The organism is Xylanibacter muris (assembly GCF_013166605.1).
In the GTDB taxonomy this organism is placed as follows: domain Bacteria; phylum Bacteroidota; class Bacteroidia; order Bacteroidales; family Bacteroidaceae; genus Prevotella; species Prevotella muris.
The window spans coordinates 81750-102928 of record NZ_JABKKF010000008.1; the positions used below are offsets into that span (position 1 = coordinate 81750).

Consider the following 21179-nt stretch of genomic DNA (forward strand, 5'->3'; position numbering starts at 1 on the left):
GCAATGAGCGAAACACCTCCCGAAAAGTTATTGGTAGCGGAAAACGGTATGAAAGAGTCCAAAGGAGCTTTCACGGAGAACTACGTGATGAGCCAATTAGCAGCCACTCACGATACTTCTGTTTTCTATTATAGTAACGATGCAAAGTTGGAGATTGACTTCTTGATTCAGCACGGCAATAAAATTATCCCGATAGAAGCGAAAGCGGAAGAGAATCTTCGTGCCAAATCACTTTCCACCTTTGTGACATCCCATCCGGAGATACACGGATTACGTTTCTCCATGTCAGATTACCGGGAGCAGGACTGGATGACGAATGTTCCGCTTTATGCTATAACGAGTTATTTTTAAATATACAAATATCCTTTATTAGATAATTTTTACAAAGCGGTAAATATGCGACAATGAAATAAAATATAACAAATAACAAGATAAGTACATGAAAAGAAAACTATCACTGGCATTTCTGATTCTGCTGTACTGCATCAACGGTGCATTTGCGGAAAGAATAACAGAAAGTAAGGCCAAAGACATTGCAAGAGAATTCGTAAGCCGCACAGGCAGTAACAGAATGAAAAAAGCCATGGCAAGCTCAATGCGCATGATAAAGTCCTCCACCGGATATTATGCTTATAATATAGGAGAAAACAATGGCTTTGTAATAGTGGCGGCCGATGACAAAGCCATGGCGAATGTTCTCGGATATGCAGACAACGGAAGTATCGACACACTGAATATGCCGGAGAACATGCTTTGGTGGCTCAATGAATATAACAGGCAGACAGAATATGCTACAAAACAAAATACCATATCCGCACACATAACAAAAATCGCACGTAATGACATCGCTCCGATGGTATCGAGTATGTGGAATCAGGACTCACCGTATAATGACTATTGTCCGTCATATCTGGGCGTGAAATGCCCGTCAGGATGCGTTGCCACTGCCATTGCCCAAATAATGTATTTTCATAAATGGCCGGATACAGGAACAGGCAGTCATTCTTATGAATGGCACACAGGAAGCGCGACACTCTCGGCTGATTTCAGCAAAAGCACCTACAATTGGAACATGATGACTGACACTTACAGCAGCCAAAGCCCGGCACAATCGAAAGATGCCGTGGCAAGACTTATGTACGACATCGGCATAGCCTGCGAAATGAACTATAATCCCAATGGAAGCGGAACGCAATCAAACAATGCTGCAACAGCCCTTGTAAAACATTTCAAATACGACAAAAGTCTGAAACTCAACTACAGAGACTTCTATACACTGACACAATGGACTGAATTAATATACAACGAACTCTCGGAGAAACGTCCTGTGTATTACAGCGGAAGCAACAATTCGGGAGGACACGCCTTTGTATGCGACGGATATGAAGACGGTTATTTCCATATCAACTGGGGATGGGGAGGAACAAGCAACGGATATTTTCTGCTGGCGGCTCTTGACCCATCACAGCAAGGCATAGGAGGAAGCTCCGCCGGATACAACTACAACCAGCAATGTATAACAGGAATAAAAAAGGAACAGAACGGTGTCTACTGCCCTCCTGAGGTTCTTTGTCAGGGAAAGCTTGAGATATCACCGGCAGAAACCGGCATCCACTCTGAAATAACACTTGACGGCGGTTTCTTTTATTATGGAATACCCAAAAGGCATCTCACCTTCGGAATCAGAGTGACGGGTGCTACGGAGAAGGAAACGGAATATATAAAATCAGAATACAGTGCAGAACTTGAAAACATGTATGGATACAGCTCATACAGCATCTCACTTTCCGCATTCCCCAAAACACCGGGAGAATACTATGTATACCCGGCTTTCTGCGATGAAGAGACAGGGAAATGGCATGACATAATGATGATGGCCACAAACGAGACACAGTATTACAAGGCCACAGTAAAGGCAGACAGAATAGTATTTACACCTGAAGGCAACAACAGAGCCGTCATAGAGGCGTCCGACGTAACGATAACATCAAAGGCATTCACTGAATATAATTTCACCGGACAGGCAACAATAAACTGTACGTCAGGATATTATCGTGGAGACATACGCATAGGCTTGCAGGAGACAGGAACCGGCATAATAAGCATTGTCAACAGTATTGTCGTGGATATTGAAAGCGGAATGCGGCAGACCGTGGATTTCACCGCATACGCACCGTCAGAAAGCGGTATATATAATATGTATATACTAAACGCCGACAATGAGATAATCAGCAGCGGCACGGAGATATCGGTAAGGACTCCCCCACAGGGTATCCTGAAACTGTACACGACAGAACCGATGGAAATGAAGAATGCAAACAACGTCAATCCCAACGACATTGAAGCAAGGACAAGGATCAGGTGCGAAAGCGGTTTCAATGCCGAGCCGGTATTTCTGTTCTTCTTTCCTGAAAACGGTGGGAGCAGTATCAGCTATATCACCGCAAACTGTATTATCGAGGCTGGGGAGACGGCTGATATAGTATTCCGCGGCACCGCACCCAGACTTGAACCGGGAAAAAGATATATTGCCATCCCGTACTATTTCAACAGCTATGGCAAACTGGAAGAAATGGCATCCTACGGACAACACAACAGATATTGTCTTTTCACCGTAGCCGATATGACGGGAATAGACGATACCGTGCAGGACAGCGTGAAAGAAATCAATACGCCATTCAAAGGCATATATGATACAACGGGAATAAAGGTTGCGGACAATATGGATGAATTTGAAAAACTACCGGGCGGTATGTATATAATAAGATATGGCAACACAACAAAGAAGATCATGAAAAAGTAGCGTCATACAGGGTCGACATCGTAATAGACCTGAAGAAGACTATTACGCTTGTCGGCCATTATCGTGTGCCGCACATCATGCAGGCACTCACGCACACGGTTCATGTCTATACCGTTCTCAAGCTTTATCACAAGCTTGCGTATATTCATCTCCTTGACTCTTGCCACAGGCGGCTTGTCGGGACCAAGCACGCGGCCGGGCAACAGATACCTCAGGCGGCGGCCCATCTCAAGGGCGGCCGCCTCTGCCGTTTTATCGGACTTATGCCGCAGATACACATATATCAGACGGCAGAACGGAGGATAGTTGAACATCCGCCTCTCGTCCGTCACCTCCCTGAACAACGCACCGTAATCATTACGCACCACATGATCTATCACCGGAAGCCCGGGACTTTTTGTCTGCAGGATTACAAGTCCGCGCCTGCCACGCCTGCCGGAACGGCCGCTAACCTGCGACATCATCTGGAAAGCATGCTCGTAAGCACGGAAATCAGGGAAATTAAGCATGCTGTCGGCATTCAGTATGCCTACTACGCTCACTTTTCCAAAATCAAGTCCCTTGCTGACCATTTGCGTACCGATAAGAATATTGGTACGTCCGGAAGAAAAGTCGCTTATAATACGCTCATAAGCATTATGCGTACGGGTGGTGTCGAGATCCATCCTGCCTACGCGTGCATCGGGGAAAAGCTCCATTATATGGTCTTCTATCTTCTCTGTTCCGTATCCTTTGGCCATCAGTTCCTTGCCTCCGCATGCAGGACATTCCACCGGCACACGATAGGTGTAGCCGCAATAATGACATGTAAGCTGATTCATGTTCCTATGCAGTGTAAGCGATACATCGCAATGCTGGCACCGCGGTACCCATCCGCACTGCCGGCACTCAACCATGGGGGCAAAGCCCCTGCGGTTCTGAAAGAGTATGACCTGACCGCCGTCATCAAGTGCCGCACGCATTTCTCCGAGCAACAACGGTGAGAACGAGCCTGTCATCATCTTCCGGTGATGAAGATCCTGCACATCCACCACGCGCACCTCGGGAAGTTCCACGCCACTGTATCTCTGCGTAAGCTCCACAAGCCCGTACTTACCTGTCATGGCATTCTGATAAGTCTCAACCGAAGGTGTTGCAGTGCCAAGCAATGTCCTGGCGCCATACATCGCTGCCAGGACCACAGCCACACTGCGTGCATGATAGCGCGGGGCAGGATCCTGCTGCTTATACGAAGTCTCATGCTCCTCGTCTACTATAACAAGGCCAAGACGCTGAAAAGGCAGAAAAACAGCCGAACGCGCACCGAGTATGACATCGTATGGAGAAGAAGACAACTGCCTGTTCCATATTTCCGCACGCTCGGCATCTGAATATTTTGAATGATAAATGCCAAGACGGTTTCCGAAGACACGCTTCAAACGGTCCATTATCTGAACGGTAAGGGCTATCTCGGGCAAGAGATAAAGCACCTGACGGTGATTATCCTCTATCTCGCGCCTTATAAGATGGATATATATCTCGGTCTTGCCGCTTGAAGTGACACCGTGAAGCAGGGTTACGTTCTTGCCGAAAAAAGATAACAGTATTCTGTTGTAAGCCTCGGTCTGCGGCCGGCTCATTTCCTTTATATTACGGAAATCGGGCTCGCCACCGTCATTAAGACGGCCTACTTCCTTCTCGTATGTTTCCAGAATCCCCCTGTCGACAAGCATCCTCACAACCGCGACATTGGCATGAGAGGCATTCATAAGCTCCTCACGGGTTATCTCACGCGGCATGACGGAACCGTCTCCCGCCACGGCCTCATCCCAATGCGACATTGACAGGTAGCACACAAACACTTCTTTCTGCCGGCGCGCCCTCTCAAGAATATTCATCGCCACATGAAGGGCGCCTTCCGAACGATAGACCTGAGAAAGACGCACATACTGTTCTGTCTTCGGTCTCAGCCTCTCCTCGGTCTTCAGCGCAGACGGCATGGCAGCCTTATAGACATCGCCTAAGGGGGCCATATAATAGTTGGAAATCCAGCGCCACAGCTCCAACTGCCGCGGCAACACGGCTGGGGCGGAATCCAGAAGTCCGGAGATTTCCTTCACCTCATAGCCTTCCGGCCTCACAGAATGCAGTCCGGATATAATACCAACATAATGCCTGCTCTTGCCTAAAGGCACAAGCACGCGCATGCCTTCCTTCACTTCACCACTCATTTCGTCAGGAACCGAATATGTGAAAAGGCCGTCAAGGGGCAACGGGAGTATTATGTCTGCATATATCATGGGATGCAAAGTTACATCTAATATTCCAATTCAGCAAACAAAAAACATACATGCAAACACAAAAATCAACCGGCATGACACATATCCACCGATACATACGGCACAGCGCGTCTTCAAGATAAAGGAAACATAATTATCCAAAATCGGTCATTGGATTCGGGATTATCAACAATGGAAACACAAAACCATCATATAACAGCCGCAATGCCGACAAAAAACAGTAACTTTGCACGAGGCGAGCAAACATTACATCACAACAGCACATATTCACTCACTAACGTATGAATACACAAAACCCCGCATACAAGAAGCCTTCAAACCACCGCATACCGACACACACGTCACATACATGGCTGTCAAGAACCTCGGTGACACTCATATTTATTTTCATCTGTATTTCTTATGGCCTTGCCCAATACCACGGCCACAGAGAGGAACTTGACGTCATATACGGCAAGATGCGGCCGTACGGAATCACGGAAGGAAGACAACACTGGCGTGTCACGGAAGAATATGACGAACTGAGCATCTGTGAAAACACTGCCGACGGCATGTTCGCTATAGTGGCAAAGGCTGTATATGAGCCATATCTGAAAAGCAGACTGCTCGCCTACAGCCTGGAATCGGCATTCAACGGCACGGAGTCCGCATGGAAGAAAAACCTCATCTCATCCTACCGCGAACAGCTGAGGATGCTGCAGGCAACAGGCAAGCCCCGCATAAGCGCATCCGCAGGATTCCACATAGAAGAACAGCCGGAAACCAAGCCGCTGACTAAAAGCCGTTGGGGGCAGGATTACCCGTACAACAACGACTGCCCTATAATCATACCGCCGTCGACACGCACACTCACAGGATGTGTGGCCACCGCAGTGTCACAACTGATGTTCTATCACCGTCACCCGCAGAAAGGCAACGGACAATATACAGGCGGCAACGAAAACGGGAGAACAACCATTGACTTCGAGAAAACATACCCGGACTGGAACATGATGCAGAACATATATCCCGCCACGCTACAGAACGCGGCAACGGTGCAGCCGGTTGCCGAGCTGATGGGAATAAACGCAAAGGCCACATCTTCGAAATTCAAGGTGTCGGGCACGGCATCCGACAATCTTGCGGCCAGGACCGTACTCGTAAACTTTTGGAGATACTCGCCCGAATGCCGGTTCATACAATCTGACAATATCAGGATGCTGTGCAGACTAATAAATGAAGATCTGGCAGAAGGACGCCCGGTACTTGTATCCGGAGGAACACATTCCTTTTTATGCGACGGATACAGAGACGGCTACTATCATTTCAATTTAGGATGGCGCGGGGCCGCCAACGGATACTATAAACTGCTGCTCGACGACAGTATTGAGGGAGCTGACAGCAAGCATCATATAATAGATGACATTGTATGCAACATACGGCCGGATGACGGAAAAAAATCACACAAGACGATCAACATTATGATTCCGGGCACACTGGGGAAACTTCTTACCGAGGCGGAAATGCTCGACTTGACAGGCATAACAATAAGAGGAAAATTAAACGGAACGGATATCGCACTGATAAGAAGAATGGCCGGAGCGACAGACGGATGGAGAAAAAACCATGTGGAGACACACTGCAAACCGGGGGAATGGACAGGCAGACTGCAACGGATAGACTTGTCGGCCGCAGAATTCACAAGAGACAAGACAAAACCATATCTCAGACTGAAGGCAGAAAAAGGCAGCTTCTCATACGGGGGAAAACAATACGATCTGGAAAAAGGATTATCGCAGGAGGAATACCGCAAATTCCTGAAATCGCCCATAAGCCACGGACAAGGCTACAGATATGTGGAATACAAGTCCGAACCGTGCATCGAGTTTTATCCGACACCGGACGGCATATCGCCAATGATGTTTTTTGACTGCCAAAACATAACGGAGATACAACTGCCGGCAAACACCAGAAGAATATCCGGCCAGGCTTTTCTATGGTGCAATTCGCTTAATACGATATCGCTGCCCACCGGTGTGAAGGAAGTGGAGTCAGGAGCATTCGCACAATGCTACCTGCTGCATGAAGTATGCGTCACAACAATACCGGCCGAGACTATACGCAACGGTTCTCCGTTCAAGAGCGAAGGACGCTACGGAGAACACAAAAACCTACATCACATGGGCGTATTCTACGGAAACAACATATACACATGCAGGGGATTCGTGAAAAACAACAAGACAATACCGGATATAGAATACAAAAAGACTTACTGAACGTATAGTGAACACAATGAGGCACAGGCTGTAGCACCGGTGACAAGCACCCGTTCATTATCATGAAAACGGCACGTTCTCAAACTGCGAAGCACCTGTCTCCAAACCTTCCGACTTAAGTCGGAAAGCTTTCTGACTATAGTCGGAAGGGTGTCTGACTTAAGTCGGAAACACGTCTGACTTAAGTCGGAAGGTTTGCAAAGCGGCATTTTAAAGTTTATAGGCAGGCACTTCGCTAACTGCAGATGCCTCTTTTACGTTTCAACCGGAGACTACGTCACTTTTCCATATCCCCGACATTGATTTTCTTATATGCCACCCTCTGCCTTCTCCATGTATACACACAATGAAGACTGCCGTCGCGTCCCTGTATTATTGCAGGATACGAATACTGGCTTATAGGCGAGTCCTCAAGCGTAAGCAGATGACGCCAGTTGTCACCGTCATCGCTTACAGCAATGTCTAAAGGCGTGCGGGGCCCTTTCTTTGTACCGCTGAGAGTACGGAAATTATTATATACCAACACATGGCGGCCGTCGGCAAGCGTGACAGCGTCAGTGCCTGACTGATTGTTCGGCACTGACGTAAGCCTCACCTTGCTCCAGGTGTCACCGCCGTCGCTGCTCGTCGATTCCGCCAGAAAGCCGTTACGCGTACGGCAAAGCACCCGCAGGCGACCATCGGCAAGGCGCAGTATCGACGGCTGTATGCAGTCTATCGGCTTAATCTGTGACGTATCCTCTGTACGCGGAGCCGTTTCGGCCTCTATCGGCCCTACATACTTCCATTGCTTAGAGGCAAGGTCGAAGATCTCAAAATGGAGTTTCCACCCTCCACCTTCAGTACTCGAGCCGCATATCAGCCTGTTGCCTACAAGCTCCGGCTTATTCTTCACCGGTCCGAGAAATCCTTCGGGCAAGGCCTCACGCGGCCCCCATGTACACCCTCCGTCCACGGATTTGACCACCCATCCGGTCCAGTCGCCCACCCGAAGGCCAATCTTATAGAACAGCCACAGTTCTCCGTCAGGCATTTCATACAAGACAGGATTCCAGCAAGCCTTGCGTCTCGCCGTATCAGGATTCAGTCCTTTATCCCTCACAGGACCTTCCGATGCCGGTGTTGAGGTCTCGCCGATGCCGGCGATCGCGGCATCGGGCGTTCCAAGACGGAACACCCCGTCGCCTGCCAGTATTGGCTCACTCCATTTGTCCGAGCCTTTCGGCTTGCGGCTCACCCATATACACACATCCGGATGACGCTCATGGGTGCCTCCGAAATAGGCGGCCACCAGGTCACCGTTCTTCAATTCGGATATGGTAGCGGCATGACATTGCGGAAACGCGGCCTGCTCATAAAGAAACTCATCCCTGGCTATCGCCCTGGAAGATGTAGGAATGACAGAAGTGAAGTGATATTCACCGGAACCGATACGCTCTGTCCGGCCGTCAGGAAATTGTATTTCCGCCGTTGTGTTGCACGGTATCTCAACATCCCATTCCAAATACTGAAGCGTCTTGCGCCAACGGCTTGATATCCTGCCGTATGGCGAACTGTATGTCACATCGGCATGACTACAATCCTGAATACTGAAATCGGGACGCAGGACAATATGCCTGAAAGCCGGGGACGCAGGACGGATACCGCCTATATCCTCAAAACACCACGCAAGCAGATCGCCAAGCAGCATGACATGGTTGCCGCTGTTCATCTTCGGCGACGCCTTGTCGCCATTCCACAATTCCCATATTGTGGTGGCCCCGCTTTCCGCCATATATCCCCATGAAGGATAAGAGCTGTTTGTTGCCAGAAGCCACGCCACATCGGCAAACCCGTTTGCACTCAGTGTGCGCAACAGCCACGATATGCCTATCACTCCGCAAGGCACATGACCGCCGTTCACAGTGATGATATTTGCGACTATATTCCTTACAATATCCGTCTTCAGACTGTCGGGAACGATTCCGAATGCCAAAGGCAGAAGATTGGCTGTAGCGGTATTGTTGCCATAAAAGATACTGTCGGGATAAAGGGTATGGCCGGGAACAGGAGATGTGCCGCGCCTGACAGTGAGGAAACTACGGTTGAACGCCTCCGCCATATCCGCCCGGGCCGCCTTCCACCTTGCGGCATCCTCACCGAATCCGAGCCACAGGGCAAAATCTTCCATAAGCTGAAGACAACGTATGGTATAGGCCGTGGCAATGAGACTGCCGTCCGTGCGCCGTGCCGGGTCGCTGCTGTGGATAAGCTCCAACGACTCCGGAGGCACACACCAGTCACCGTATTTATCTTTCGTCACCACACCGCCACGCATATATTCCGACATGATATGTTCCAGCCACCGTGATATATGCGGATAACTGTCGGCCACCGGACGGAGATTGCCGTATTGACGGTAGAGCATATCGCACGTGAACGGCAGGGCGGCAGGCCAAGTGACATCATCGGTATAATAATTCCAGAAAGCAGGGGCGACATCGGGTATACATCCGTCTTCACGCTGCGATTCACAGATGTCACGCATCCACTTGGAATACAGCCGCTCATTGCCAAAGAGAAAACTCTCGCCAAGAGAGCCGGCCGTACGGTCGCCAAGCCACGGCTGACGCTCGTTGCGCTGCGGACAGTCTACGGGCATGCCCTTATAATTGCTCATTATTCCCCATCGGGCGTTACCGACAACCTTGTTGAGGATTGTGTCTGAACACAGGAAGCTGCCGGTATCGTCCATACGGTCCGCCACCGCCTGTGCATGGAAATCTCCCGACGCCACATCGCCCATGCCTCTCACCTCCACATAGCGGAACCCGTGATAGACGAAAGAGGGCGTCCAGGATGCGGTTTCATTGCCGTTGCACACATAAATATCTTCAGACATCGCGTCACGAAGGTTTTCCGTATATAGCGTACCGTCTGCATTGAGACGCTCCGCATAGCGGATACGTATCGTATCACCGGCATTCCCTTTTGGCACGAAGCTGAGCCAACCGGCCATATTCTGTCCGAAATCGAGTATTACCGCACTGCCACGCCTGTTCACTTCCACCGGACGCAGACATGCGGCAACGCCCATCGGCGGCATCATCTGCCCGCGCAAAGTGCCGTCAGGCATGGCCGCACGATAAGCCTGAAGCCATTGGGAATCATCGTATCCGGGCCGAGTCCAGCCCCCAAGCTCCATACGGGCATCATATTCCTCACCGTCATACTCGTTGTTAGCACGAACCGGCCCTTCCGCCGTCACTTTCCAACTCTCGTCTGTAACCAGTTTTTGAGTGGTGCCATCGGCATATTCCACAATAATGTTCATACGGCATTTGGGCAACCCGAACACAGGGGTCTTGTATGGTTTGTTCTGCCGCATCGGGAAGAAACGGCCGCATCCGAGCACAATCCCCACCGCCGTGCGGGAACTCACGGCATCCGTAATATCGTATGCATTGTAATAAACGGTCCTGCGATAATCCGACGGTGCCGGCTTCAATACGTCATCCGCCCCGATTTCCTTTCCGTTTACATACATACGATAAAGTCCGAGACCGGATATATATGCGGTGGCACGCTTTACAGCCACAGACTTCAGGTTGAACTCCTTCCTCAAATAACGGGCAGCAAGCCGTGTATGCAATCCGCGGCATTCACCGGGCATCATGTCTTCCTGCCCTATCCAACGGCCGGCCCAGCGCGTCTCGCCAAGCAATCCTATACCAAAGGTATTCACGCGACTCCACTCCGAACGGCCACGGTTTGTGTAGACCATCACTTTCCACCATGCACGGACATTGCTTTTCAGCGGCTTGCCGCCATAGTCTATCCACAGCTGACGGCCGTCGGCAACACGTCCGGAATCCCATAAATCGCCTTCATCACGACTCAGTTTTTCCGGTGACGAGGCCACAAGAATCCGCCAGGCCTCCTGCACCACTCCACGCTTATCTGAAACGGTCTGCCATGAAAACCGCGGCTTGCCGGTATCCAGCCCCAATGGATTGAAAAGGTTTTCTGTCCTTAGGTTTACCGGTTCTGTCCTTGCCGACACAACAACCGGCAGCAATATGGCAACGGACAATACTGTACGTATAAAAAATGCTTTCATTCGGTCAGGTCTTTTTTCTTATCTGTATTCACAGTATATATTGACTCAAGTTTTTTATCTAAATAATCTTTAGACGCATCCACGGCTATGAGCACACCGTCCGAATCATCACCGCCACGGGCCTTGTTCTTGAACGTGAGCACCTTGTCGGGAAAATCTCCTATATATTTCACCGTGCCGTCTGACGCATTCATCCACCATACATTTTTCCTGCTTCCGCTAATCTTGGTAAGATCTATCTTCATGTCCTGTCCGGTATAATTATATACCATAAGATAGTCTTCTCCGCGTGTAGCGGCAAGACGTCTGTATTTCTCTCCATTGCCTACAACTATCGTCTGGTCGGGAATCCTGTCAAAATAAGGCAGGGCAAGCATCAGATGCTTCAAATACTTCATCTGATTGAATCCCGGGTCGTTCAAAGCCTTATACCACGGTTTTCTTTCACCGTCGGCAAAATAGGCTCCGCTGACACCGGGCCTGGCAAACTGCATTATATTGTTATTGCCGTATGTATGACCGCAAGAACCGGCAAACACTGACCAATAGGCATAACGACGCACGTCGCATGCCTTCCACAGAGGGTCATCGGCACTATGAAGCCCCTGGGGGATGCCCTCATAGCTCGGCTCTCCGTCGAGAACAGGTTTTACAGGCTTATAGCTCCATGCCGAGTCAACATACATCCAGCTGTCTTCCTCGGTATTGTCGGGAATGGGATAATCCTTGTTTCCCATACGCTGACCGTAACGGCGGTGGCCGCTCTGGAACATATTGAAGTCAAGCCAGCTGCGGTCGTTGAACCATCTGGCAGAAGTGCAGCGCCCACGCGGATGAAACGTCATCAGATGATTATGGTCTATGCTCTTGATTGTTGTGGCGAGTGCGTCCCATACTTCTGTACGTATGTTGCCTTGGATATCGCCTCCGATTATCCATACAATGTTCTTGCGGTCCTTATATCTTTCCGCAAGAAAGCGTCCATAACTCCTGGCCTGCTCCTCATCCATCAGGCCGGCCTTGACAAGACCGCCCCATATACACACCATCCCGATATAAATGCCCTGAGAGGCGGCACAGTCTATTATATAGTCCATGTGATTCCAATATCCGTATACTCCCTTACTGTCGACGGCATCAAACTTGAAACCGTCGGACATCGACATCTGACCGTAAACATTAAATGCCGGAACACCGTTTACCACCTGAACCTGCACCATATTATACCCTGCCCCGGCACAGCGTTTGAGATAGTAAGCCGCCTCATCGCGGTCGAGCCTCTCAGGAAGAAGCCAGCCCGTATCGCCAAGCCAAAAGAACGGCCTGCCGTTTTCAAACTGAAGAAAACGCCCGTTCTCCGACACTTGCAGCCTACCATTATCCCACGGTTTTCCGACTGCCATAACACGCTGTGCAACGGACAGAACAAGCCCCGCCGCAACAAACATCATCACAATTATCCTTCTCATTATAACTTTTAATTAGTAAAGCCGACTGAACGCCAGCCTCCGGTTAGTACTTTTATTTTATCTTAAACTGGAATAAATCCCATTCCAAAAGCGGTGAACAGAATAACACACGCTTACAAAATTACTCAAAAAATCCTTTACCATATATGCCTTCCGCTGTTTTTTCACAGTCTATGATATAAATATAATCTTATCCGTGGCAAGAGCTGCCGCTCATATAACTAAATATACCGGAAAAAGAAAGTGCCCCAAGCCCCAGAATTGCGAATCCTGACTGAGCTTTGGAGCACTGCACACTTTCCGTCTACATCGCTTTATGATGACGGCAGTTGTCAATACACTATCTGATCATTACCTTTTCCGACTTGCCGCCCTGACGCCTGATATATATTCCCGGTGTATGGCCACCGTCAGGAACTGCTGTCCGGACACCGTCAAGACGATACATTTCAACAGGCCCATTACCCTTGTCCACAACAACGCCACCGATACCAGTAGACAGGTCGCCTTGTGTATGCAGGAACCGGCCCCAAACAGAATGAATGCAATAGTCATTAACAGATTCCGGCCTAACATGCAATGTGGCACTATTATATACATTGGCATCGAAAACATCTGTATTCCCATATACTCCATCACCAATATATGGAGGCGTTGTGCTCCATACGGAAACATTCTTAAGATTGGCGCATCCGAGAAAGGCTCCTTTGGAAACCGTTTCCACGGACTTGCCTATTGACACATCCGTAAGATTTGTGCAACCATGAAATGCTTCATCAGGAATATATGTAACAGCATCAGGAATGGAAATATCAGTAAGGCTACTGCAACCCATGTATATGGAAGTGTTTGATTGCCAACTATATGCGGCTGATACGATAGAAAAGTGAATTGGGATTTACTTATGAGGCTAAGAACAGTAAAAAAACAACGATTTTAACTTACTTTAAGAAAGAACGTAGGGTTAGGATGGCCAAATGAGGGAAGAAAAGGAAATTAATAGAGACAACCAAAAGAGATAAGAAGTGAGTGTGAATGATTGTTTTCTGGGTATCGGATTATGTATTGATGAACAGCCTTATGTGATTAGTGACACAAAGGGGTATGGTTAAAATGATACCCTTTAACCTAATATGGATATGCAGACAACTTTACTTTAATGTCTGTATATAATAAGAGGAATAAAGTCAAGTGGGTTGTAGTGGTATGCTGCATAGGTAGTTTTCTTTTTTGACTGCAAATTATCTTCGATATCTCTTAATGAAGTGAGGCAGACCACCCCTTCTGAGTATATGAGGATAAAGAATTTAAAACTTAACTTTATTACCTATATATGATAAGGTGAATAAAGTCGAGTTTACAATCGGAATTCATGCCATATATAGAAAAATAATCCAAATAACCATATATGTTTAGATAAATAATATTAAATACATTCATTAATTTGCCAATAATCATATAAAAGTCGCAAATAATTTATATCTTTGCGACAAAATTAAATGCAATGGCAAGTATAGAAGACAATATTTTGACAGCTATTCAAGCCAAAGGAAGAGGAAGCATATTCTTTCCGTCTGATTTTACCTCATATGGTGAAGTAAAGGCTGTTGGTAAAAGTCTTGAAAGGCTGACAGCAAAAGGCGACATCGTTCGTTTGGCAAGAGGTATATACTTATATCCTGAGATTGATACGGTCTTGGGGCTTGGCGTATTGATGCCCTCCATAGAACAGATAGCCGAAACCATCGCACGCAGGGACAAAGCGCGTATTGTTCCGACTGGCATATATGCTATGAACAAGTTAGGATTGTCAACACAAGTACCGATGAATGTGGTTTACCTGACTGATGGTGCTCCACGCAAAGTAAGTCTTGGGAATGGCCGTTCGATACAGTTCAAATACACCACTCCACGGAATCTTGCATTCACAAATCCGCTTGCAATGCTCGTTACATTTGCCTTAAAAGAAGTAGGGAAAGACAATGTAACGGAAGATATCATCAAGCGTATCAAAAGTGTACTTCAGAAAGAAAGAAAAGAAAACATATTGGCAGATGAAGCACTCATGCCAGCATGGATAAGAAATATAACAAGAAAAGCGTATGAATAATTATTTTCAGTTATCCACAGAGCAACAGCGAATGGTGCTCTCGCAAGCTGCCAACAGAACAGGACTGCCTGTGCAAGCTGTGGAAAAAGACTTATGGGTGACCGTGGTACTGCAACAGGTTTTCTCGTTACCTGTAGCGAAACATTTGGTATTCAAAGGCGGCACATCGCTCAGTAAAGTATGGAAAGTTATACGACGCTTTTCCGAGGATATAGATTTGGTAATAGACCCTTCCATCTGGGGATTTGAAGGTGATTTGACCAAGAAACAAATCAAGCGGTTGAGGAAGGCTTCGTCTGTTTTTGTAAGAGATGAGTTGTGCCAGCAGCTAAGAAATGAAGTATCATCAAACGGAATGGACAACTGGCTCAATATAGAGGCAGAGCCAGACGGTGAGGGAGACAGTACATATCCTGAGCCCAGAGTGATATACATAAGATATAAATCAATATTTGACAGCGGCCTGCCCTATCTGCATTCGGAAGTAAAACTGGAGATTGGTGCCCGTTCCTTGCTTGAGCCAACTGCAAATGCCGTGGTTAAAAGCATTTTGGAAGAAGAGTTACCTATAAGTACAACAGTCAAACAGTTGCCAATACCCACAGCAGTGGCAGAAAAGACCTTTCTTGAAAAGGCTTTCCTGCTACATGAGTTGTTTTCCTCCCAGTTACCAAGGGAAGCTAATCGCAAATCTCGTCATTTGTATGACTTAGCGCAGATGATGAACACAGACATTGCAGCACGGGCTATTGCAAATGATGAACTCTGGAATACAATACACCATCATCGGGAACTATTCACCAGCATGAGTGGAGTGGATTATACTCCCGACATTAGAAAACGTATCTGCCTGCTACCTCCAGATGATGTCATTGACGATTGGCGTAGCGATTACAAAGATATGCAATCTTCTATGATATATGGTGAAAAACCAACGTTTGAAGAGTTGATAGAAAAAATGAGAGAATTAGAAAATTTATTTCATAATACTAAACACTAAAAACATTGATAAAATGAGATACTGTTTTTCTGGTCACGAATCATTCCCCTGTAAGTCCATGTGGCTAAAAAAGGGATATGATTATTTGGTTGACCACAATAAATTTACAGATCCAGACGCTGTCGTAAAACTTGGTGTCGGCAAAAATATGGTTCAATCAATTAGATTTTGGCTGAGGGCATTTGGTCTTTTGAATGATGACGAGGCAACGGAAATTGCTCATTATCTTTTTGATGAAAGAGATGGAAGAGATCCTTATGCCGAGGATAATGCCACCCTATGGATTCTTCATTATATGTTAGTGGTGACTGCGGTTTCAAGTATTTATCATTTGTTTTTTGTTGACTTGCAACGTGAGAAGAAAGAATTTGACAAAGAACAGGTTCTTTCATTCATTAAAAGAAAGTGCAATGTACCTGAACAAAAAAACGTGTTTAATGAAAATACTGTTAAGAAGGATATAAGAGTGCTTTTACAAAACTATCTTGCACCGACAAGTCCGAAGAGAAACGAAGAATATGCGAATGTTTTGTTGGGTATAGGTCTTCTCCGTGAGAACGAAGGAAAGTATTCATTCAATGAAGTTTCTATAGAGCAAGTTAATCCTTTAATTGTTCTATTTGCATTAGTTCATATTGCGGGAGAGGACAAAACAGTATCTTTTGACAAGTTACAAGAACTATCATTGATATTCTGCATTCCCATTTCTTCTTTTTTGATGATGATACGCTCACTAAGCGAACAATATCCCAAAGAAATCATCTACACAGACAATAGCGGAATTAGGAATGTGCAATTTCTCCAGAAACCAAATATACTTGAAGTGCTGAATAGATATTACAATAACGATGAAATTTAATTTATCTACAAACATAAGCCAGGGTGTGAGCGATAACTTCAATTACATCGTTACACCCAATGCACAAAAGGTGTATGGCAATATTGTCGATAGTTTCCAATCAGGAATCCATTCATTCTTGATAATTGGAACATACGGAACAGGAAAATCTAGCTTCCTAATGGCTTTAGAACAAGACCTGCTCAACAACAGATCAAAATTGGTATCGGAAAGAAGCGTTTTTGCAGATGCCAAGAGTTTTGAGTTTATGAACATCGTAGGAGACTATTCATCTCTTTCGACGTTGTTATCAAAGGAACTGTCAATTGCTCCTTCCGATGATAGCAAAAACATTTTTGGTACGTTTACAAAGTACTTAATAAAGTTAAAGGCTCAGAATAAATTCTTGTTCATTTTTATTGATGAATTTGGCAAGATACTTGAACATGCTGCCAATAATAACCCTGAAAAAGAACTATATTTCTTACAGACATTAGCAGAGTTTGTTGCTGTTTCGTCTCGAAACGTAATACTTATTACCACACTTCACCAGAATTTTGGGGCTTATGCTCACAAGCTTACCGAAACTCAAAGAAATGAGTGGTTAAAGGTAAAAGGTCGTTTTAAGGAACTGGTTTTCGCAGAGCCAGTAGAACAACTTTTGTTTTTGGCAGCCGAAAGTCTAACAAAATCAAAGACAATGACAGATAATGCCAAAGAGAATTTCCTTGGAATATTTTCGTTGGCAAAAAAAACAGAATCATATCAGAGTCGCTGACAGTCAGAACGTCTAAAATGCTGTACCCATTAGATGCTGTAGCTGCTTCATGTTTGACACTGGCTATTCAACGGTATGGTCAGAACGAGAGAACGCTATTTTCTTTCTTGCATGACACTGCATCCAACTCAATAAATAGTTTTCTCCCAAATGATACAACAACTTATAACTTGGCTGTCGTTTATGATTATGTCATATATAACTTCTACACAGCCTTGGCGGAAACAAATATTGACTCTACCAACTGGCGTGCTATTCGCGTTGCCATAGAACGAGTAGAAAGCGGAATTATTAATAAGAACAACATCGATGATGCACTCAAAATAGTTAAGTCTATCGGTCTGCTTAATTTGTTCTATAATGGCGTGGTCGTTGATTTAACTTTTTTGGAGGCTTATGCTTCAAAGGCATTAGGCATAAAGAATCCGAGAGGCATTATTGAGAAATTAACCGCGAACAAGATTATTCGTTTCGCTGCATATAAATCACAATTTATTTTATTTGAGGGTACAGATATAAATATTGAAGATGAACTATATAAAGCAGCCACAATTGTACCTGTACCAAAGTTAGTCGCAACAGAAATTGCTCCTTATGTAAAGAAGGCAGTTGTCGTAGCATCTGCCTCATACTACAGGACAGGAACCCCTCGTTATTTCCAGTATGTAGTTTCTAATGAACCATATGATGTAGAACCAACAGGTGACGATGATGGTTTTATAAATTTGATTTTCCCGTTAGAGGATGTTAAAGATTGCATGTTGAAGTTATCAGCGAGTTCAGGCAAAGCCATAGTCTATGTTTACTTTAGTGATACAGAAAAAATTGTCAGGCATCTATATGAAATAAAGAAGCTGCAATATCTTCTTGATAATGTGGTGTTGGAAGACCGCATCGCAAAAGGAGAGATACTTAAACAACAGTCCTTTGAGACGCAATTGCTTAATGAGGTCATTAATAGTTGCGTTGAAATGCCCAATGGTCAGGTTGAATGGTTTTTTAATGGAGAACAACAGATAGTAACGAGTCGAAAAGATTTTAATCAGCTTCTGTCTAATGTTTGCGATGTAGTATATAATAAAACGCCTATTATTAGAAACGAATTGTTTAATAAGCAGAAAATAAGCTCGGCTATTTCTTTGGCAAGAGTGAATTTATTAGATGCAATGATTGAACATTGGCAAGAAGAAAATTTTGGATTTTCTTCAACCCAATATCCGCCTGAGCGTACTATATACAGTACATTGTTTAAGAGTTCCGGAATTCATCGTCAAAACGAAGATGGATTATGGTTCTTAGGAGAGCCAATTACTCCAAATCTTCAATCGTTATGGACTGTTTGCTCTGATTTTTTAGCGAAAAGCACAGAAAAAGCCCTTAAATTGTCAGATTTAGTAAAGATATTAAAAATGCGTCCATACAAATTGAAACAAGGTGTCATAGACTTTTGGTTGCCCATCTTTCTATTTGTGAAGCAACAGGAGTTTGCACTTTATAATGGCGAAACATTTGTTCTGAATATTAATAAAGAATTGTTTGAACTATTGCAGAAACGCTTGAATGACTTTACGATAAAAGCTTTTGATGTTAGCGGTATCAAATTGGAATTGTTTAATAAATACAGAGAATTCCTAAATAAAGAGCGTGGAGAGACCATAACATCAAATTCTCTTATGGATACCATCCGTCCGTTCTTTCAGTTTTATAACGGTTTGAATAAATATGCAAAAAATACAAGTAAATTCGATTATGATGTGACTGCAAAATTTAGGGACGTTTTAGCAACTGCAAAAGATCCGTGCAAGGCATTTCTTGAAGATATTCCAGCGGTTTTAGGGTATAATAATCTTCACAATGAAGAGTTTACAGCCCAATATTTGCAACTTATTAAAACGGCTGTTCATGAATTAGTTATTTGCTATGACTTGTTTATAGATCGTATAGAAGAAACAGTGGTAGGGTATTTGGGACTGCCTCACGACTATATTGAATATAAAGATGTTTTGATTCGACGTTATTCAAGTATAAACAAAGGCTTGCTGACAGCTAAATCAAAATCATTTTTGGATAGAGTTCTTGCTCCATCTGACAATAAACGTGAGTTTTATGAGAAGATAGGATTAGTGGTATTCGATCGTAAAATAGAAACTATAGAAGACAAAGAAGAAGCCTTGTTCTTGTCAAACCTCACACACTTGTTTGGAGAATTAGAACGATATACAGCCTTTAATGAAATTAATAATGAAACTGACGAGGTTGCATTTAATTTTGAATTGGCGACAAGTAAAGGTGATTTCAAATCAAGTAAGACATATCGTCTTCCTAAGGCAAAAGTTTCGGAGGCAGAAAAGATCGAAAGTAAAGTGCGAACACTATTATCTGGTAATAATGAACTTGATGTATGTGTTTTGCTAAAAATGTTGAACGAAAGGTTAAAATAAATATGGTACGACACATATTGGGTATATCAGGAGGTAAGGATAGTGCAGCATTAGCCATCTACCTTAAGAATAAATATCCACAACTGAGATTGGAGTATTATAATACTGATACGGGATGTGAACTGGCAGAGACGGAGTTGTTGATAAACCGTCTTGACACATATCTTGGCGGCATTACAATGTTGAGAGCCGCAGCAGGTAGTCCAGAGCCAACACCATTTGAACATTTTCTAAAAGCATCTGGTAATTATCTACCTTCGCCTCAGGCTCGTTGGTGTACCAATAAAATGAAATTGGTTGAAATGGAAAAGTTTGTAAGTAATATGCCAACAATCTCCTATGTCGGTATTCGTGGAGACGAAGACCGTGAAGGGTATGTTTCCACAAAACCAAATATTCAGTCAATCTTCCCTTTTCGCAAAAACATTTGGAGTGTGGATGTCATAAACAAGGTACTAAGTAACAATAATATTCCTCAACTTATATCTATATATACTTCATTGTGTGATGGAGATATTTTGATAGAAGCGAAGAAGATAATAGAAAAGCCACTCACAAAAGAATTTTATTATAGTAAAAAGACCAATGCACTATTAGATTTAGATACTAAGCTATTTAATAAAGCGGTGTTCAAATACCTTAAAACCACAGATTATCCAGTTGGTAAACTTGATGATTTCCCATTGGTTGACAATGACGATATTCTTGTGAGGGATGATATATTCCGTATTCTAGAGGAAAGCGGTGTTGGTGTTCCTGCCTATTACAAACCGATTGAGTTTGAAGTTGATGGAAAAGTTGGCACATACAACCGTAGTCGTTCTGGTTGTTATTTCTGTTTCTTCCAACAAAAGATAGAGTGGATATGGCTTTATGAGCAACATCCAGAACTATATCAAAAAGCAATGGATTTTGAGAAAGGTGGTTATACTTGGAATCAAAATGAGAGTTTAGCTGATTTGATTAAGCCTGAACGTATCCGCCAAATTAAACTGGATGCCATCAAGAAACAAGAGGCAAAGCGGCAAGCGGGTTCTTGTAGATTGGCTGATAACATAGGCGATATTGATGAAGATAATTTTTGTGCAAATTGTTTTATTTGAAAGA

The 21179-nt window shown here is 44.9% G+C and carries 13 protein-coding genes; 9 read left to right on the forward strand and 4 right to left on the reverse strand.

Annotation, left to right across the window (positions count from 1 at the left end; all coding sequences use genetic code 11):
• Window positions 1–48 precede the first annotated feature (48 nt).
• Complete coding sequence (locus tag HPS56_RS09140; RefSeq protein ID WP_501981708.1) at window positions 49–351, forward strand: DUF4143 domain-containing protein; 303 nt, start codon at window positions 49–51, stop codon at window positions 349–351.
• 88 nt (window positions 352–439) lie between these two features.
• Window positions 440–2803 carry a C10 family peptidase gene (locus HPS56_RS09145; RefSeq protein WP_172275843.1) on the forward strand — a complete coding sequence of 788 codons (2364 nt, stop codon included), beginning with the start codon at window positions 440–442 and terminating at the stop codon, window positions 2801–2803.
• A 2-nt stretch (window positions 2804–2805) separates the two neighbouring features.
• Here the strand turns inward: HPS56_RS09145 and priA are convergent, their stop codons facing one another.
• Window positions 2806–5082, reverse strand: a complete 2277-nt coding sequence (gene priA / locus HPS56_RS09150; RefSeq protein WP_172275844.1) for a replication restart helicase PriA — start codon at window positions 5080–5082, stop codon at window positions 2806–2808.
• 281 nt (window positions 5083–5363) lie between these two features.
• On the opposite strand from priA, the gene HPS56_RS09155 reads away from it, so the two are divergent.
• Window positions 5364–7337, forward strand: coding sequence for a C10 family peptidase (locus HPS56_RS09155; protein ID WP_172275845.1), 1974 nt, complete (start codon window positions 5364–5366; stop codon window positions 7335–7337).
• 277 nt (window positions 7338–7614) lie between these two features.
• Here HPS56_RS09155 and HPS56_RS09160 read toward each other — a convergent pair whose 3' ends face one another.
• The 3 genes from HPS56_RS09160 to HPS56_RS09170 form a co-directional block, all read right to left on the reverse strand.
• The gene (locus HPS56_RS09160) at window positions 7615–11436 is read right to left on the reverse strand and encodes a family 78 glycoside hydrolase catalytic domain (RefSeq protein WP_172275846.1); all 3822 of its coding nucleotides are present in this window, start codon (window positions 11434–11436) and stop codon (window positions 7615–7617) included.
• Window positions 11433–12884, reverse strand: a complete 1452-nt coding sequence (locus HPS56_RS09165) for a glycoside hydrolase family 140 protein (RefSeq protein WP_253952436.1) — start codon at window positions 12882–12884, stop codon at window positions 11433–11435. The genes HPS56_RS09160 and HPS56_RS09165 overlap by 4 nt, the downstream gene beginning before the upstream one ends.
• 361 nt (window positions 12885–13245) lie before the next feature.
• A complete protein-coding gene (locus HPS56_RS09170; protein WP_172275848.1) occupies window positions 13246–13740 on the reverse strand; it encodes a leucine-rich repeat domain-containing protein in 495 nt (164 codons plus the stop codon).
• 669 nt (window positions 13741–14409) lie between these two features.
• Here HPS56_RS09170 and HPS56_RS09175 point away from each other — a divergent pair.
• The 6 genes from HPS56_RS09175 to HPS56_RS09195 are packed head-to-tail and all read left to right on the forward strand — an operon-like array spanning window position 14410 to window position 21175.
• Window positions 14410–15015: a DUF6088 family protein gene (locus HPS56_RS09175; RefSeq protein ID WP_172275849.1), complete on the forward strand. Its 606-nt coding sequence runs from the start codon at window positions 14410–14412 to the stop codon at window positions 15013–15015.
• Window positions 15008–16015, forward strand: coding sequence for a nucleotidyl transferase AbiEii/AbiGii toxin family protein (locus tag HPS56_RS09180; RefSeq protein WP_172275850.1), 1008 nt, complete (start codon window positions 15008–15010; stop codon window positions 16013–16015). The genes HPS56_RS09175 and HPS56_RS09180 overlap by 8 nt, the downstream gene beginning before the upstream one ends.
• Before the next feature lie 13 nt (window positions 16016–16028).
• Window positions 16029–16874, forward strand: a complete 846-nt coding sequence (locus tag HPS56_RS09185; protein ID WP_172275851.1) for a DUF4007 family protein — start codon at window positions 16029–16031, stop codon at window positions 16872–16874.
• The gene (locus tag HPS56_RS13380; protein WP_253952431.1) at window positions 16864–17631 is read left to right on the forward strand and encodes a P-loop NTPase fold protein; all 768 of its coding nucleotides are present in this window, start codon (window positions 16864–16866) and stop codon (window positions 17629–17631) included. The genes HPS56_RS09185 and HPS56_RS13380 overlap by 11 nt, the downstream gene beginning before the upstream one ends.
• A 17-nt stretch (window positions 17632–17648) precedes the next feature.
• Window positions 17649–20072, forward strand: a complete 2424-nt coding sequence (locus HPS56_RS09190; RefSeq protein WP_253952432.1) for a hypothetical protein — start codon at window positions 17649–17651, stop codon at window positions 20070–20072.
• The gene (locus tag HPS56_RS09195; protein WP_172275863.1) at window positions 20069–21175 is read left to right on the forward strand and encodes an adenine nucleotide alpha hydrolase family protein; all 1107 of its coding nucleotides are present in this window, start codon (window positions 20069–20071) and stop codon (window positions 21173–21175) included. The genes HPS56_RS09190 and HPS56_RS09195 overlap by 4 nt, the downstream gene beginning before the upstream one ends.
• Window positions 21176–21179 lie beyond the last annotated feature (4 nt).

Bases quoted from the DNA above. Each gene is read 5' to 3' on its own strand.
- HPS56_RS09145 (WP_172275843.1), top strand. From the start codon at position 440: ATGAAAAGAAAACTATCACTGGCATTTCTGATTCTGCTGTACTGCATC.
- HPS56_RS09165 (WP_253952436.1), bottom strand. From the start codon at position 12,884: ATGTTTGTTGCGGCGGGGCTTGTTCTGTCCGTTGCACAGCGTGTTATG.
- HPS56_RS09185 (WP_172275851.1), top strand. From the start codon at position 16,029: ATGAGATACTGTTTTTCTGGTCACGAATCATTCCCCTGTAAGTCCATG.
- HPS56_RS09155 (WP_172275845.1), top strand. From the start codon at position 5,364: ATGAATACACAAAACCCCGCATACAAGAAGCCTTCAAACCACCGCATA.
- HPS56_RS09175 (WP_172275849.1), top strand. From the start codon at position 14,410: ATGGCAAGTATAGAAGACAATATTTTGACAGCTATTCAAGCCAAAGGA.
- HPS56_RS13380 (WP_253952431.1), top strand. From the start codon at position 16,864: ATGAAATTTAATTTATCTACAAACATAAGCCAGGGTGTGAGCGATAAC.
- HPS56_RS09160 (WP_172275846.1), bottom strand. From the start codon at position 11,436: ATGAAAGCATTTTTTATACGTACAGTATTGTCCGTTGCCATATTGCTG.
- HPS56_RS09180 (WP_172275850.1), top strand. From the start codon at position 15,008: ATGAATAATTATTTTCAGTTATCCACAGAGCAACAGCGAATGGTGCTC.
- priA (WP_172275844.1), bottom strand. From the start codon at position 5,082: ATGATATATGCAGACATAATACTCCCGTTGCCCCTTGACGGCCTTTTC.
- HPS56_RS09190 (WP_253952432.1), top strand. From the start codon at position 17,649: ATGCTGTACCCATTAGATGCTGTAGCTGCTTCATGTTTGACACTGGCT.
- HPS56_RS09170 (WP_172275848.1), bottom strand. From the start codon at position 13,740: ATGGGTTGCAGTAGCCTTACTGATATTTCCATTCCTGATGCTGTTACA.
- HPS56_RS09140 (WP_501981708.1), top strand. From the start codon at position 49: ATGAAAGAGTCCAAAGGAGCTTTCACGGAGAACTACGTGATGAGCCAA.